The organism is Haloferax massiliensis, from assembly GCF_001368915.1.
GTDB lineage: Archaea > Halobacteriota > Halobacteria > Halobacteriales > Haloferacaceae > Haloferax > Haloferax massiliensis.
On the sequence record NZ_CSTE01000002.1, the window covers coordinates 519,371 to 533,178 of the forward strand.

16 protein-coding genes are annotated in these 13,808 nt (G+C 64.3%); 10 read left to right on the forward strand and 6 right to left on the reverse strand.

From position 1 onward, the window contains the following. Nucleotides 1–785 precede the first annotated feature (785 nt). Nucleotides 786–1,490 carry an SOS response-associated peptidase gene (locus BN996_RS06670; protein ID WP_089777714.1) on the reverse strand — a complete coding sequence of 235 codons (705 nt, stop codon included), beginning with the start codon at nt 1,488–1,490 and terminating at the stop codon, nt 786–788. 121 nt (nt 1,491–1,611) lie between these two features. On the opposite strand from BN996_RS06670, the gene BN996_RS06675 reads away from it, so the two are divergent. The 3 genes from BN996_RS06675 (at nt 1,612) to BN996_RS06685 (ending at nt 3,584) form a co-directional block, all read left to right on the forward strand. Then, a complete protein-coding gene (locus BN996_RS06675; RefSeq protein WP_042666204.1) occupies nt 1,612–2,367 on the forward strand; it encodes a ribonuclease H-like domain-containing protein in 756 nt (251 codons plus the stop codon). Nucleotides 2,368–2,474: 107 nt separating this feature from the next. Then, nucleotides 2,475–2,825: a DUF8002 family protein gene (locus BN996_RS06680; RefSeq protein WP_089777715.1), complete on the forward strand. Its 351-nt coding sequence runs from the start codon at nt 2,475–2,477 to the stop codon at nt 2,823–2,825. A 72-nt stretch (nt 2,826–2,897) separates the two neighbouring features. After that, nucleotides 2,898–3,584, forward strand: a complete 687-nt coding sequence (locus tag BN996_RS06685; RefSeq protein WP_089777716.1) for a dolichyl-phosphate hexose transferase — start codon at nt 2,898–2,900, stop codon at nt 3,582–3,584. Nucleotides 3,585–3,646: 62 nt separating this feature from the next. On the opposite strand, the gene BN996_RS06690 is transcribed toward BN996_RS06685, so the two are convergent. Next, nucleotides 3,647–3,850: a DUF5800 family protein gene (locus BN996_RS06690; protein WP_007274390.1), complete on the reverse strand. Its 204-nt coding sequence runs from the start codon at nt 3,848–3,850 to the stop codon at nt 3,647–3,649. Between the two features lie 121 nt (nt 3,851–3,971). Here BN996_RS06690 and BN996_RS06695 point away from each other — a divergent pair, with 121 nt between their 5' ends. From BN996_RS06695 to BN996_RS06705, 3 genes are all read left to right on the forward strand, one after another. Further along, nucleotides 3,972–4,823 (forward strand): polymer-forming cytoskeletal protein, encoded by an 852-nt coding sequence (locus tag BN996_RS06695; protein ID WP_089777717.1) that lies wholly within the window; start codon nt 3,972–3,974, stop codon nt 4,821–4,823. A 108-nt stretch (nt 4,824–4,931) separates the two neighbouring features. Further along, on the forward strand, nt 4,932–5,795 hold the full coding sequence (locus BN996_RS06700; protein ID WP_089777718.1) for a DUF4349 domain-containing protein: 864 nt from the start codon (nt 4,932–4,934) through the stop codon (nt 5,793–5,795). 89 nt (nt 5,796–5,884) lie between these two features. Beyond that, entirely contained in the window at nt 5,885–7,060 is a 1,176-nt protein-coding gene (locus BN996_RS06705; RefSeq protein WP_089777719.1) for a redox-regulated ATPase YchF, read from the forward strand. A gap of 220 nt (nt 7,061–7,280) precedes the next feature. Here the strand turns inward: BN996_RS06705 and BN996_RS06710 are convergent, their stop codons facing one another. Beyond that, complete coding sequence (locus BN996_RS06710; protein WP_042666210.1) at nt 7,281–7,526, reverse strand: hypothetical protein; 246 nt, start codon at nt 7,524–7,526, stop codon at nt 7,281–7,283. Between the two features lie 81 nt (nt 7,527–7,607). Between BN996_RS06710 and BN996_RS06715 the strand changes: the two genes are divergently transcribed. Continuing rightward, on the forward strand, nt 7,608–8,027 hold the full coding sequence (locus BN996_RS06715) for a DUF5367 family protein (RefSeq protein ID WP_089777720.1): 420 nt from the start codon (nt 7,608–7,610) through the stop codon (nt 8,025–8,027). A 200-nt stretch (nt 8,028–8,227) separates the two neighbouring features. Here BN996_RS06715 and BN996_RS19740 read toward each other — a convergent pair whose 3' ends face one another. Together BN996_RS19740 and BN996_RS06725 are read right to left on the reverse strand one after the other, a co-directional pair. Further along, nucleotides 8,228–9,046, reverse strand: a complete 819-nt coding sequence (locus BN996_RS19740) for a hypothetical protein (protein ID WP_139043111.1) — start codon at nt 9,044–9,046, stop codon at nt 8,228–8,230. A gap of 433 nt (nt 9,047–9,479) precedes the next feature. Continuing rightward, nucleotides 9,480–10,601 (reverse strand): pyridoxal phosphate-dependent aminotransferase, encoded by a 1,122-nt coding sequence (locus BN996_RS06725; RefSeq protein WP_089777722.1) that lies wholly within the window; start codon nt 10,599–10,601, stop codon nt 9,480–9,482. 256 nt (nt 10,602–10,857) lie between these two features. Between BN996_RS06725 and BN996_RS06730 the strand changes: the two genes are divergently transcribed. From BN996_RS06730 to BN996_RS06740, 3 genes are read left to right on the forward strand one after another with little or no spacing between them, the layout of a single operon-like run. Beyond that, nucleotides 10,858–11,904 (forward strand): ABC transporter substrate-binding protein, encoded by a 1,047-nt coding sequence (locus tag BN996_RS06730; RefSeq protein ID WP_089777723.1) that lies wholly within the window; start codon nt 10,858–10,860, stop codon nt 11,902–11,904. Further along, nucleotides 11,901–12,770 (forward strand): ABC transporter permease, encoded by an 870-nt coding sequence (locus tag BN996_RS06735; RefSeq protein WP_042666216.1) that lies wholly within the window; start codon nt 11,901–11,903, stop codon nt 12,768–12,770. The genes BN996_RS06730 and BN996_RS06735 overlap by 4 nt, the downstream gene beginning before the upstream one ends. After that, complete coding sequence (locus BN996_RS06740) at nt 12,758–13,576, forward strand: ABC transporter ATP-binding protein (RefSeq protein ID WP_089777724.1); 819 nt, start codon at nt 12,758–12,760, stop codon at nt 13,574–13,576. Before BN996_RS06735 ends, BN996_RS06740 begins: the two co-directional genes overlap by 13 nt. 49 nt (nt 13,577–13,625) lie before the next feature. Here BN996_RS06740 and BN996_RS20050 read toward each other — a convergent pair whose 3' ends face one another. Beyond that, a complete protein-coding gene (locus BN996_RS20050) occupies nt 13,626–13,775 on the reverse strand; it encodes a hypothetical protein (RefSeq protein WP_167344111.1) in 150 nt (49 codons plus the stop codon). Between the last annotated feature and the right edge of the window lie 33 nt (nt 13,776–13,808).

Consider the following 13,808-nt stretch of genomic DNA (forward strand, 5'->3'; position numbering starts at 1 on the left):
TGTGTCGCCGGACAGACCTTCGTTTCGAATTGATTCTATCTACTATTATGCGTGTTCTATTTCGAAGAAATTCGGTGAGTGTTGTCTGATTCGAACACGCAACCACCCGGGTGACGCCGTTCCGAATGCACTCGAAGACGAACCCAACCGAGGTCCTTGCCGGCTCGATTCGTTCTCTTTTGACGCCTTCACAGCCCTCTCCTCGCGGTGAGAACAGTTCCTCGGGTGTGGCTCCCCTCTCAGGTGAAGCGGCGTTCGAGCGCGGTGTGGCCGTCCTGACGGGTTCCATGAGTCCGGGGTTTCGGTGTCTCACTCACGGCCGGATTCGACGACTCACTCGTTCGGCGGACGATCCGTTCGAACGAACCGTCTCTCGGCCGGTGACTCGTTCGAACGGGCTGCCTCGAATCCCGGATGCGATGGCGTACTCCGTCTGCACGACCGGACTCGCCGCCGATGCACCTGTGTACTCTCGACTGCGATACACCCCCGACCGGGAGCGTGATGCGACTGTCGCGCTGTGATGCTGAGAAGACTCAAACGCTATCGACCGCTGGAGTGCCGATTTTCTGCGTCAACGCGGCTCAGTCGCCAAATATCCGGAGATTCGGGTCTCTCTGCCCGGTCGCCGATTGTCCGATTCGAGACTCGTATATCGCATCTCGCTATACCCAATTCCTGTTCCCGAGCTCACCCGATTTCGGAACAGTCGCGTCCCGTCGAACCCGCTCGGCCCGCGTCGAAATGGTCGAGACGGCCGAGCGCCGACGATTTCACCCGACGCGCTACGCTTCGACTGGCTCTATCAGCTCGGGGTCGTCGTTGGCGGGGCTGTTCACCCGCGTCGAGACGGGGTACGCCGTGAGTTCGTCGTCGGGGTAGGTGTCGAGGAGCGCCGCCGCCTCGTCGGGGTCGCCGTGGAGCCACGTCTCCTCTTCGTCGGGCGCGAGGACGACCGCCATTCGGTGGTGTAGCTCGGAGACGAGGTCGTTCGGCTCGGTCGTGACGACGGTGAACGTCTCCAGCGGCTCCTGTTCGCGCGAGGGGCCGTCGCTTCCGAAGTCACCGAGCCCGGTCTGTTTCGTCGAGGGCGTCCATCGCTCCCAGAGGCCGGCCATGGCGAACGGGCGGTCGTCCTCGAAGGCGACGCGGTAGGGCTGTTTGTCCCCGCCGCGGTCGACCCACTCGTAGAAACCGTCCGAGGGAACGAGACACCGGCGGGCCTCGTAGGCGTCGGCGAAGCTCCGCTTCTCGCGGACGGTCTCCGCGCGGGCGTTGATTCGGTCGTTTCCGACGCTCGCGCTGTCGGCCCACGAGGGGACGAGTCCCCACTTCAGGAAGCGGAACTCCTCCGGCGCGTCGTTTGTCACGACCGGGAGTTCCTGGCCGGGCGCACAGTTGTACCGCGCCGAAAGCGGGCGCGTCGGCGTCGCGTCGAACCGCGTTTCGAGTTCCTCCGGTGGGGTAAACAGCGTGTAGCGACCGCACATACCCCCGGCTTCGCGCCGTGCGGGTAAAACGCCCGCGGCGGGGGAGTGCGGGAGCGCGCCGGGAGCGCGGCCGCCGACCCACGACGACGCATTTAGGGTCGCCGACGCCCCCCTGTCGGACATGCGAATCGAGAACAGCTTCATCCCCGTCCGCGGCGTGGGCGAGCGGACGGAGCGGAACCTCTGGCGGGCCGGGTCGACCCACTGGGACGAGTTCGACGCCTCGCTCGTCGGCGCGAAGACGGGCGACCGAATCGAGACGTTCATCGCCGACGCCGCCGCCCACCTCGACGACGGCGACTCGCGGTTCTTCGACGACTGCTTCCCCTCGGGCGAGCGCTGGCGACTGTACGAGAACTTCCGCGACGAGACGTGCTTTTTCGACATCGAGACGACCGGTCTCTCGCCCGAGCGCGACTCGGTGACGACCGTCTCGTTCCATCAGGACGGCGAGACCACGACGCTCGTCAGCGGCGAGGATCTGACCGCCGCCGCCCTCCGCGAGCAGTTCGTCGACGCGAAACTCATCGCGACGTTCAACGGCGCGCGCTTCGACGTGCCGTTCCTCGAAACCTCGTTCGACGTCTCCATCGACGTTCCGCACGTCGATTTGATGTACCCGTGCCGGACGCTCGACCTCACCGGCGGGCTGAAACAAATCGAGAAGGACGTCGGTATCGACCGCGACCGCCCCGACATCTCCGGGCGCGACGCCGTCCGACTCTGGCGGGAGTACGAGCGCGGCGACCGGTCGTCGCTCGATACGCTCGTCTCGTACAACCGCGAGGACGCGGTCAACCTCGAACGCCTCATGGAGACCGTCACCGGACGCCTCCACGACCGCGCCTGCGAGGGACTCGACGCCGAACTCGGCTGAGTCGGGCGTCGCCTGATTCGCTCGCGCCCGCGGCCGGACGACAGCCGACCCGAGCGAACGTGACGGAACCCCGCGCTTTTTTCATCCCCCGAAGCGACGCGCCGCACATGACCGACGACCCCGACGCCGACCCCGAGGCGGACGACACCGCCGATTCGACCTCGACAGCCGACGCGGCCGAGGCGACTGAGCCGACCGACGGCGACGAGCCAGTCGATGCCGATGCGGCCGTCGAGGCGGCGGACGGCGGTACAGACGAGCGCGACGACGGCAACGGCAACGGCGACGAGACCGTCCCGCACGTCGAACTCGACCTCTACGAACTCTCCGTCCGCGTCAGCGGGCAGTCCAGCGACGAGCTCGACGACGTGGAGGCGTCGGCGACCCGCCTCATGGACTACCTCGTCGACCACGCCAAAGAGCTGGAAGACCAGCCCGACACCCGCGGGCTCAGCTAACGCCGGCGCTCGCGTCGCCTCCGGTTTTGGCAAACCTAAACGCTCAAGAGCGGCCGTCGACAACCCCGCCCAATGACCGAGTTCACCTTCGACGACCTCGCGGTCGTGATGGGGACGTACAACGAAGAGCAGGCTATCGGGGCCGTCCTGGCCGACATCGACCGGATTACCGACGGGCGCGCCGAGGTCGTCTGCGTGGACGGCTCGGACGACCGGACGCCCGAAATCGCCCGGAAGATGGGCGCGCGCGTCATCGAACAGGAGCCGCAGGGGTACGGCGTCGCGGTCGAGGCCGCGGTGCTCGCGTCCGACCGGCCGGTCGTCGTCACCACGGACTGCGACGACACCTATCCGATGGAGTATCTCCCGGAATTCCTCGACCTCATCAACGACGGCTACGACGTGGTCTCCGGCGACCGAATCACGACGGGCGCGGAGACGATGCCCCGACTCAACCGCGCGGGCAACGTCGCGTTCGCCCGCCTCGCCAGCTTTCTCATGGGCGCGACCGTCCACGACACGACCACCGGCATGCGGGCGTACCGCCGCGAACTCCTCCACGATATCGAGTGGACCGAGAACACGGGGCTGTCCGCCGAACTCCTCATCCGCCCCGCGATGCGCGGCTACAACATCGCCGAAGTTCCCATCCCCTACCGCGAGCGCGCGGGCGAGACGAAACTCGACCCCTTCGCCGGCGGCGCGGCCATCGGGAAATCCATCGTCAAAGTCTGTCTGGAAGAACGGCTTCGGTTCTGAGTTCGCGCTTGGAGCGCGTGATTCGAGAGCGATACGCGGAGAAACGGAGTTTTGGGCGGCGGTTACGACGAGTTCAGGATGTCGCGGACGCGCCGGGGTTCGCCGGAGAGAGCGGGTTCCTTCTCGACGATTTTCAGCACCTCGTGGTCGGTCACGTCGGGGTAGGACTTCCCGATGGCCTCCTCGATGAGGGCCTTTTCGAGGCGGAACTCCGTTCCCTCGTAGACCACGTCTACGCCGTCGTCGTCGAAAGAGAGAATCGTCATACCTCTCGTTGTATCCCGCGCGTAGTTAAATACGCGTCGTCGGCGCGAAACCGGCCGCCTCCGTCGCGTCTGACGCTCGTCTTGCGGACGGTTTATTACGGCACGGGTGTTGGTTCGGAGCGTGTCACTGGGTACGGACCCGCTCGATGCGCTCGAAATCCCCGACGGGACGACGGTCGAGGAACACGACCTCGTCACCGACGGCGACGTCGTCGTCGGCGGGCAGAGCACCGTCGAGTTCGGCGTCCGCGGACGGAACGTCTTCGCGGGCGAGCGCGTCACCTTCGGCGGCGACATCGAGGCCGAAGCCGACTGCCGACTCGACATGCTCGACGACGTGGCCGGCAACGTCCTCGTCGGCAACGACGCCTACCTCGGCGAGCGCGTCCACATCGCCGGCCGCCTGATGGTCTCGGGCGACCTCGACATCGGCGACGACGTCGACATCGAAGAGGGGTTCGAGGCAAACGGCTGGATCGTCATCCGCAACCCGATTCCGACGCTCGTGTTCTACTTCATCGTCCTCTCGCAGCTCCTTCGGCTCGGCGAGGACGAGGCGGCCGACGAACTCGCAGAAACCCTCTCCGGCGAGTCGCCGCACGACCCGCTCGTGATTCCCCGGAACGCCACCGTCTCCGACGACGCGTGGCGCGTCTCGACGCCCGCGCACGTCGGCTCCAACTGCCGAATCCACGGCAACATCCGCGCGAAGTCCATCGACCTCGCCGAGGACGACAACGTCTTCGGGAGCCTCCGCGCCCGCGACGATATCGTCGTCGGGAGCGGGACGCGCATCCACGGCGACGTGACCACGCGAAACGGCGAGGTCCGAATCCACGAGGACGCGCGCGTTCTCGGCGACGTGTCCTGTAACGACCTCGTGCTCGAAGCCGGCGCGCACGTCGACGGCACGATGCGCGCCCGCGGCGAGATGCGCATCCACCGCGACAACCTCCCCCGCGAGGCCGAGTAGTCGGCGTCGGAACCGACCGAGCGACTGCGGCCACCCGTGCGCCGCGATAGCAACAGTCGCCGTTTGTGCCTACCCAACGATTATTCGTTCACGTCGAGAGTGTCGTCTATGGACAATCGACTGAAACTTCTCTCGGTCGCCCTCCTCGTCGTCCTCGCCGGGTGTACCGGCGGCGCGGCGGACGGCGGTGCGGGCGGGTCGGAGAGCGTGTCTCTCGCCGCCGACGCGGGCGGTTCCACCGAGGCCGAACAGACGGGCGGCGACGACCTCCCGCAGGCCCAGCGGCGGGCGGTCATCAGGAACGGCCAGATAGAACTGACCGTCGACGAGTTCAACGAGTCGCGCGACGCGGTCGAATCGACCGCCGAATCCTACGGCGGCTACGTCAGCGACTCCAACGAGTACGTCAATCGCCGGAGCGGCGGGACCTATCGCTCGGGTCAGCTCGTCGTTCGCGTCCCCTCAGAGGACTTCTCGGCGTTCATGACCGACATGAAGGACCTCGGCGAGGTCGAGCGCGTCGAGACGAACTCGGAGGACGTGACCGACCAACTGGTCGATATCGAAGCGCGGTTGAGCAACCTCCGCGCCCAGCGCGACCGCCTCCGCGACCTCTACGAGTCGGCCAACACGACCGAGGACGTGCTCGCGGTCGAAGAGCGCCTGACCGAAGTCCAGACCGAAATCGAGCGGCTCGAAGCCCAGAAGCAGTCGCTCGAAGACCGGGTCGCCCTCTCGACTGTCCGCGTCTCGCTGTCGGAGCGACCGCCCGGCCCGGCGCAGTGGTACGACACGCCGGTCTTACAGGCGTTCTCCGAGTCGGTCAACGGCGCGTTCGTCGCCCTTCGGGCGCTCGTCGTCGCCGTCGCCTACGCGGCTCCGTACCTCGTCGTCTTCGGCGGCCTCCTCGCGATTCTCGGGAGCGGGGTGGTACTCGCCGGCCGCGCCGCCTTCAGGCGACTGACGGACTGACTGCGCGCCGGTCTCTCTTTCGTCGCTCGCCGTCGCTCGCGCTTCCTCGCACGCGAGCGTTTTTCCGCGTCCGCGACCATCGTCGAGCCATGCTCTCTCTCGCGTTAGCCGGCAAGCCGAACGCCGGCAAATCGACGTTCTACACGGCCTCGACGCTCGCCGAGGTCGACGTGGCGAACTACCCCTTCACGACCATCGACGCGAACCGCGGCGTCACGCACGCTCGCACCCGCTGTCCCTGTTTCGACCGCGACGAGCGCTGCGGCAACTGCGAGGACGGCATCCGCTACGTCGCCGTCGAACTCGTCGACGTGGCCGGCCTCGTTCCCGGCGCGCACGAGGGTCGCGGCCTCGGCAACCAGTTCCTCGACGAACTGACGAACGCCGACGCCATCGTCAACGTGGTCGACGCCTCCGGCGGGACGAACGCCGAGGGCGAACCCGTCGAGGTGGGGAGCTTCGACCCCGTCGAGGAGGTCGACTTCATCGAGGAGGAACTCGAACAGTGGCTCGCGGGCATCGTCCACAAGAACTGGGAGTCCGTGGTCCGCAAGTCGCGGTCGCCCGACTTCGACATGGATGACGCCCTCGCCGACCTCCTGACGGGCGTCGGCGCGAGCGAGTTCGACATCGCCGCCGTCCTGCGGGACCTCGACTACTCGCCGAACCCAAGGGAGTGGGACGACGCTGACCGCGTCGAACTCGCCCGCGCGATTCGCCAGCGGACCAAGCCAATCGTCCTCGTCGCCAACAAGGTGGATATCGCGCCCCCGGAAAACCTCGAACGACTCGCCGAGACCGGAAAGCCCGTCATCGCCGCCACGGCGGATGGCGAACTCGCGCTCCGGCGGGCCCGCGAGGCGGGCATCATCGACTATCACCCCGGCGACGACGACTTCGAACTCGTCGGCGACGTGAGCGACGCCCAGCGGAAGGGCCTCGAACGAATCCGCGACCTGATGGGCGAACACGGCGGCACCGGGACGCAGGAGGCCATCGACACCGCGGTCTACGACGTGCTCGACCGCATCACGGTCTACCCCGTCCAGAACGAGTCGAAGTGGACCGACGGCACGGGCAACGTCCTCCCCGACGCCTTCCTCCTCCCGCGGGGGTCGACGCCGCGGGACCTCGCGTACGCGGTCCACTCCGACATCGGCGACGGCTACCTCCACGCGGTCGACGCGCGAGCGAAACGCCGCATCGCCGAAGATCACGAACTCGAAGAGGGCGACGTCATCAAAATCGTCTCGACGGCGAAGTAACTGTCAGCGGTTCGTCTTTTCTGCCGGATTTCGTTGTTTGTCCTCGGTCAGTACTTCGTCTGCCACGCCACACGTAAATCAAATTTCGCTATACAGAATTGGATATCCCACGTCACCGATAGTCGACCGAACACAGAATGCGGAGTCGCACCACCAGTTCGACTGTCGCGCGGCTCACGCGTCGAGATTCACGGCGGAAAACAGGATTCGTCCCGGCGGCTCAGAGGTCCTTTGCGACGCGAAGTTCCGTGTCGGTCACCGTCTCGACCGACTCGGCCGGGACCTCGATGTCGTCGCCGTCGGCGTCGCCGAAGCCGAGGCCCTGCAGGACCGCCTCGGCGAGGTCCGGGTCGGGTTCGACGTACGCGACTTGGGCGTCCGCGTCGACTTCGGTCACGATTCCGATCTGTTCGGCCTCCTCGTCCATGAGGAACTTCCCTTCGTCGGCGGTCGAGAGTACTGACATTCGACCAATCGTTATGCCGGGGTGACATAATATCCTGTGGCCGGCACGAACGCTGATACGCCCTGCCCGCGTACGGGATGCATGACAATCGGTTCACAGGTTTCCGAGGCCGACGCCCGCCGGCTCCCGCTGCCCGAGACGCGGGTGTTGCTCGGCGTCGGGCTGGCGATTGCCCTCGTCGCCGGACTCGTCTTCCGCGTCGTCGGCCAACTCGTGTTGGTCCCCTCTCGCCCGCTGGTCACGGCCGTCGTGTTCGCGCTGACGGTCCCCGTGATGTGGGCGCTCGCGGTCGGGGTCTTCCGGTGGCGCGGGCTGTCCGGCGGCGCGCGGCGGGAGGCCGCGGTGTTGCTCGTCGTTCCCGGCATGCTCGTCGACGCGGTCTCGACGGCGCTGTTCTCGGTCGTCTACCCGAACATGGGCCTCGAATCCGCGGGGCTCTTCGGCGGGCTGTTGCTCTTGGCGTACGCGACGGTGCTCGTGGCCGGATTCGTCAGTCGATGAAACGTTTCAGCCTGGGACCGTATTACTCGAAATAGTATGATATTTTTAATTTAATACCAAATCTATTTTTCTATTGTTGTGAATACAATTCTGCATCGAATCTTCACTTAGTGACGTAGTATTCGCTTTGGCCTACCAGACCGAATCCTATGTGATTATTAAACCATAGTTGGTGTATTAATATAAATTAAAAAGAAAAACTACAGGTGCCGATCCAGATCGAACGTTTTCGACGTCAACGTGTGTTCGTGTGTTGCATTTACGAATGTTTCAATCTCAACAGTCCCGGACTCATATTCATCTACTTGGAACCGGAAATTATTCATGGCGAAATTCACAGCCTTGTGCTTGTCAGTATTATCACTGAACGTAACTTGGTTCTCTTCCTCTTCGACGAACATATCCGAAGTTCGGGCAACAGTATACAGGAAGGCACTACCAGAGTAAGCAGGGTAAAGCAATGTTCCACCTGCCACAATGACATCAGCTAGTGCAAGAAAGGCCTCTTCTTTATCATCTTCAGCAGAGGCGTCCCCGTCTGGGTCGCTTATTCCACTTTGAGTATTGTTAGAGTCAAGGGGTTGAGGATCACCAGTGACACTATCACTAGCGTTCCATCTGATACCGTAACTCCAAATATTTGGCTTATTTTCCATGTGCTCGTATTTCTTACGTGCTTCAACCGACGATGCAATATCAAAATGGTAATATACGCAGTTATCGCAGTCGTCTGAATCGGTATTCTTGGCACCAATTGAGGTTTTTATCTGAGCTTGATACCGGTCGCCGTCGGGGTTATGATTCATTCCGTTGGCTTCATCCCATGTCTCTGAATCGTCCCAACAGTCCCAATAGCTTTCTCCATTATCTGGTTCGGGACAACCATTTTCCGCGGCTGCAGAACCGGAAATACCCGCAATAGAGCCACTAGTCGCCAAAGCGGCCCCCGTGGTTCGAAGGATTGAGCGTCGGTTAACAACCAGACCATTCCGTGTCTTGCTATTGTCTTCTTCTGTCATCATATAATGCATTCCGAGTGACATATTAAAAAGATTCTGGCGATAATTAGAGTGAATTCACGATTAAATAGTTTGTATAGCAACATGACTTAGTGGCCGGAAAACAACCTAGTTAGCCGGTTTGAGAACCGTCCGGGTCATTGAGTGGGTTTGAGTGGTGCTCGAAGATTTGCTCAGCGAGTGCTTTGCGACGGATCTCGAAGACTAGACCGTACCTGACGAGAACACCTCTCTTCTCACTAACGTCAGGGACATAGCGAAGTGTGCTAATAGCAAACTGACAATCCCGTACGATTCTGCGGCAAGTCGAGAGTCATTTCACAACTGTTGTGTATTTGACTATCCAATTGGAACAAACATGATGACAGAAATTAAATAATGAGCGATATCTAAAATCGAAACAAAATCAGATAACTGTGCCTCGGTTTAGGTATTATATGACCGCCTCGTACGCTTCGCCCATGATTTCGATGGCCTCGCGGAGCGACTCGGTGTCGGTCGCGTACGACAGGCGGGCGTAGCCGCGGCCGTGCTCGCCGAACGCCTCGCCGGGCACGATAATCACGCCGCGGTCGATGCACTCGTCGACGAAGCCCTCGGGGACCTCGGGCATGACGTAGAACGCGCCGCCCGGCGACGGGACGGTGAGGCCGATGTCCTCCAGCCCCTCGACGACGAGGTCGCGGCGCTCGCGGAACGTCTCGGTCATCTCCTCGATGCGGTCCTGCGGGCCGCTGAGCGCGGCCTCGGCGGCGAACTGCGCCGGTGCGGAGGCGCACGCCTGCACGTACTGATGGACGCGGAGCATGCGTTCGACTCGGCGGGTGGAGCCGTACACCCAGCCGAGTCGCCAGCCGGTCATCGAAAACAGCTTCGAGGCCGAGTTGACGACGACGACGTTGTCGGTCTCGGCGAACTCGATGGGCGAGCGGTGTTCGCCCTCGAAGACGGTGTACTCGTACACCTCGTCGGAGATGCAGAGCACGTCGTGTTCGTCGGCGATGCGGGCGAACTCGGCGATGTCGTCGGGCGGCGAGACCGCGCCCGTCGGGTTGCCGGGGCTGTTGACGACGAACGCCGCGGTGTCGTCGGTGATGGCGTCTTCGACCGCCTCGGGGTCGAGCGTCAGGTCGTCGCGGAGGGGGACCGGAACCGGGTCGCCCCCGGCGAGTTTGGTGAGCGCGTCGTAGGAGACGAAGCCGGGGTCGGGGATGATGACCTCGTCGCCCTCGTTCACGTGCGCCTCGATAGCGATGTGGAGTGCTTCGCTCCCCCCGGCCGTGGCGATGACGTCGTCTGGGTCGAGGTCGACGCCCTGGTCCCGGCGGTGCTTCTCGGCGATGGCCTCGCGCAGGTTCGGGAGGCCCTTGTTCCCGGTGTAGCCGTCGGCCTCGCCGGCCTCGATGGCTTCGACGGCCGCCCGTCGCGCGTGGTCCGGGGCCGGGAAGTCGGGCTGACCCAGCCCGAGGTTGATAGCGTCTTCGCCAGCCGCCTCGAACACCTTGCGAATGCCGCTGATGGAGATGCGCTCCACCCGGTCGGAGAAGTGCGTCATATCCTATCCGGTGTCGCCGTTCGGGATAGTTCTTCCCACGCACGGTCGCCGCTGACCCATCGAATCAGTGACGTGACCGGGGGCATTTGTCGGAAGCTGCTGCCGCTATCTGGGAGACGTAAGTCTCGGAAAAAACGCGTTTCTAACCCGAAATACGGCCGTAATGGGGACTTCAACGACTCTTCGAGTGTCATCTACCGCGTCTATCGTTACCGGGTGCGCGCCCGGAATAAGGCGCTGATTCGTAACGAGGACAATGACAGAGGCACCACGTTCGACGTCGATCAGCCGTAGACGTTTCCTGCAGGGGTCCGGACTCGCGGCGACCGCCGGCCTCGCGGGTTGTCTCGGCGGGTCCGGCGGGAGCGGGCTGGACGAACTCAACGTCGCCTACATGCCCATCTACCCGGACATGCAGTACTTCGTGATGGAAGAAGAGGGGCTGTTCGACGAGCTTTCGGTCCCTGTGGCGGGCAAGAAGTTCTCCGACGGTCCGAGCATCGTGCAGGCGTCGGCGACGGGCGACTTCGACGTGATGATGTTCGGCATCGTCCCGGCGATGATTGTCATGGACAAGGGCATCCCCGCGAAGATAACCGCGGCGAACATCAAGAACGCGATGGAGATTCTCGCCACCGACGAGTTCGCCGCGCTGTGGGAGGAACACGGCAAAGACGCCTTCGCCGAGTTCGAGGCGCAGAAGGGACGTAAGTTCACGTTCGGCACCTTCCCGCCGGGGTCGGTCCCGGACATCCTGCTCCGCTACTGGATTCAGAACACGCTCGGCCTCGACCCCGAGGAGGACGTGAACGTCAAGGGCCTCGGCGGCGCGGCCGCGGTCCAGCAGGCGCTCCTCTCGAACAACGTCGACGGCACGAGCATCATGGAACCCGTGCCGACGGTCATCGAGGCCAACGACGCGCCGTTCCAGCCCATCGCGTGGGCGGGTGACTTCATGCCCGGCCAGCCCGCGGCGGTCACGCTCATGCACGACCGCCTCCGGCAGGACAACCGCGACCTCGCCACGGAGTTCGTCGAACTCCACCGGCAGGCGACGAACTTCGTCGCCGACAACCCCGACAGCGCCGCCCAGCACGCGAGCTCGGTCATCGGCGAGAGCGCGCTCCCGGTCGAGACCGCCCGCGCGGCGCTCGACTCGCCCGCGTCCGACTTCATCACCGACCCCCACGACATCGAAGGCGGGGCCGAAATCTTCGCCGACTACGCCCAGACGCTCGGGAAGACCGAAGCGCAGTTGAGCATCGACGAGATGTTCGACTACGGTATCTACGACTCGCTATGAGCAACGACGAAGTCGGCGCGGGCGTCACCCTCTCGGAGACCGAGGCGGACGAGCGACTGCTCGACCGACTCGCGGGGTTCTCCTCGGAACAGACGGGGCTCGCGGTCGCCGGCTTCGTCGGCTTCCTCGCCGTCTGGTACGTCGCCGCACTGTTCCAACCGACGTATCTCCTCCCGTCGCCCGTCGAGGTGCTCGCGGCGTTCGTCGTCGAGCTCACCGCGCCGGCCTCGCTGTCGATTCCATTCACCGGCGTGGAACTCCCGGCGACTCGACTGCTGGTCAAACTGATTCAGAGCCTCTACCACTACGTGCCGGGACTGCTCATCGGGACGTCGCTCGGCGTCTTCGCGGGCGTCGCCATGGGCTGGAACACCCGCGTCGACAGCGTCTTCACGCCCGTCACGCGCCTCCTCCGCCCGATTCCGCCGCTGGCGTGGATCGGCTTCGCCGTCATCTGGCTCGGCGTCAACCACCAGGGCGCGACGTTCATCGTCGCCATCGGCTCGTTTTGGATTAACTTCTACAGTGCCTACGGCGGCGTCGAAGGCGTCTCGGAGGACCTCAAGGAGGTCGCCGCGACCCTCGGCGTCGACGACGACTGGACGATGATTCGGAAGGTCGTCATCCCGGCGGCCAGCCCCTCCATCATGACCGGCATCCGGACGAGCATCGGCCAGTGTTGGATGATTGTCGTCGCGGCCGAACTCATCGTCGGCGTCGGCGTCGGCTACGAGATTCTCAACACGGCGCAGAACCTCGCCATGGACGTGTCGGTCGCCTACATGCTCGTCATCAGCATCGTCTTCCTCGTGAGCGACGGCCTGTTCCGCCGGGTCGAACGGCGGGTGCTGGAGTGGAGAGCATGAGCGGCGACGCGAACGCGGATACGGATGCGTCCGCGAACACGACCGCGGCCGACCCCGACGAGACCGCGACGGTCCGCGTCGACTCGCTCGGCAAAACCTACGCGTCCGACCGGCGGACGGTCGAAGCCCTCTCCGGCGTGGAGTTCGCCGTCGAGGACGGCGAGTTCGTCTGTATCGTCGGCCCCTCGGGCTGTGGCAAGACGACGCTGTTCCGCATCATCGCCGGCCTCGAAGCCGCCACGTCGGGCGCGGTCACCCTCGACGGCTCGCCCGTCACCGGTCCCGGAACCGACCGCGGGATGGTGTTCCAGGAGTACGGGCTGTTCCCGTGGCGGACCGTCGCCGAGAACGTCGCCTTCGGCCTCGAAGAACAGGGCGTCGAGGAGCCCGAACGCTCGGAACGCGTGACCGAGATGCTCGAACTCGTCGGCCTCGACGGCTTCGCCGACGCCTACCCGAAAGAGCTGTCCGGCGGGATGAAACAGCGCGTCGGCATCGCCCGCGCGCTCGCGGTCGACCCCGAACTCCTCCTCATGGACGAGCCGTTCGGCGCGGTCGACGCCCAGACCCGCGACATGCTCCACGGCGAACTGCTCGACATCTGGACGGAGACGGACAAGACGGTGCTGTTCGTCACCCACGACGTGGAAGAGGCGGTCACGCTCGCCGACCGCGTGGTCGTCATGGCCGCCAATCCGGGCCGCGTCCGCGAAATCGTCTCGGTCGATATCGACCGCCCGCGCGAGCGGACCGAAAGCGAGTTCGCGGAATACGTCGAGCGGATTCGCGGGCTCATCGGGGAGTAGCTCTGCTCCGCTCTCGGTTCTCGCGTCTCTCCTCGCTCGCCTCTCGTACCTACTCCCGCGCCTCTCGCAACTCGTCGATGTGCGCGTCGATGACCGACAGCGTCGCGTCGGCGTCGACGTAGCCCTTATCGTACTCCTTTATCGCGCTGTTGTAGTCGCTGAGGAACTGTGCGACCGCGTCGTCGAGGTCGTCGCTCATACACGTCCGTAGCCCCGCCATCGGATTTGAACC

Coding starts and splice junctions, on each gene's coding strand:
- BN996_RS06670 (WP_089777714.1), bottom strand. CDS start 1,490: ATGTGCGGTCGCTACACGCTGTTTACCCCACCGGAGGAACTCGAAACG.
- BN996_RS06675 (WP_042666204.1), top strand. CDS start 1,612: ATGCGAATCGAGAACAGCTTCATCCCCGTCCGCGGCGTGGGCGAGCGG.
- BN996_RS06680 (WP_089777715.1), top strand. CDS start 2,475: ATGACCGACGACCCCGACGCCGACCCCGAGGCGGACGACACCGCCGAT.
- BN996_RS06685 (WP_089777716.1), top strand. CDS start 2,898: ATGACCGAGTTCACCTTCGACGACCTCGCGGTCGTGATGGGGACGTAC.
- BN996_RS06690 (WP_007274390.1), bottom strand. CDS start 3,850: ATGACGATTCTCTCTTTCGACGACGACGGCGTAGACGTGGTCTACGAG.
- BN996_RS06700 (WP_089777718.1), top strand. CDS start 4,932: ATGGACAATCGACTGAAACTTCTCTCGGTCGCCCTCCTCGTCGTCCTC.
- BN996_RS06705 (WP_089777719.1), top strand. CDS start 5,885: ATGCTCTCTCTCGCGTTAGCCGGCAAGCCGAACGCCGGCAAATCGACG.
- BN996_RS06710 (WP_042666210.1), bottom strand. CDS start 7,526: ATGTCAGTACTCTCGACCGCCGACGAAGGGAAGTTCCTCATGGACGAG.
- BN996_RS06715 (WP_089777720.1), top strand. CDS start 7,608: ATGACAATCGGTTCACAGGTTTCCGAGGCCGACGCCCGCCGGCTCCCG.
- BN996_RS19740 (WP_139043111.1), bottom strand. CDS start 9,046: ATGACAGAAGAAGACAATAGCAAGACACGGAATGGTCTGGTTGTTAAC.
- BN996_RS06725 (WP_089777722.1), bottom strand. CDS start 10,601: ATGACGCACTTCTCCGACCGGGTGGAGCGCATCTCCATCAGCGGCATT.
- BN996_RS06730 (WP_089777723.1), top strand. CDS start 10,858: ATGACAGAGGCACCACGTTCGACGTCGATCAGCCGTAGACGTTTCCTG.
- BN996_RS06735 (WP_042666216.1), top strand. CDS start 11,901: ATGAGCAACGACGAAGTCGGCGCGGGCGTCACCCTCTCGGAGACCGAG.
- BN996_RS20050 (WP_167344111.1), bottom strand. CDS start 13,775: ATGAGCGACGACCTCGACGACGCGGTCGCACAGTTCCTCAGCGACTAC.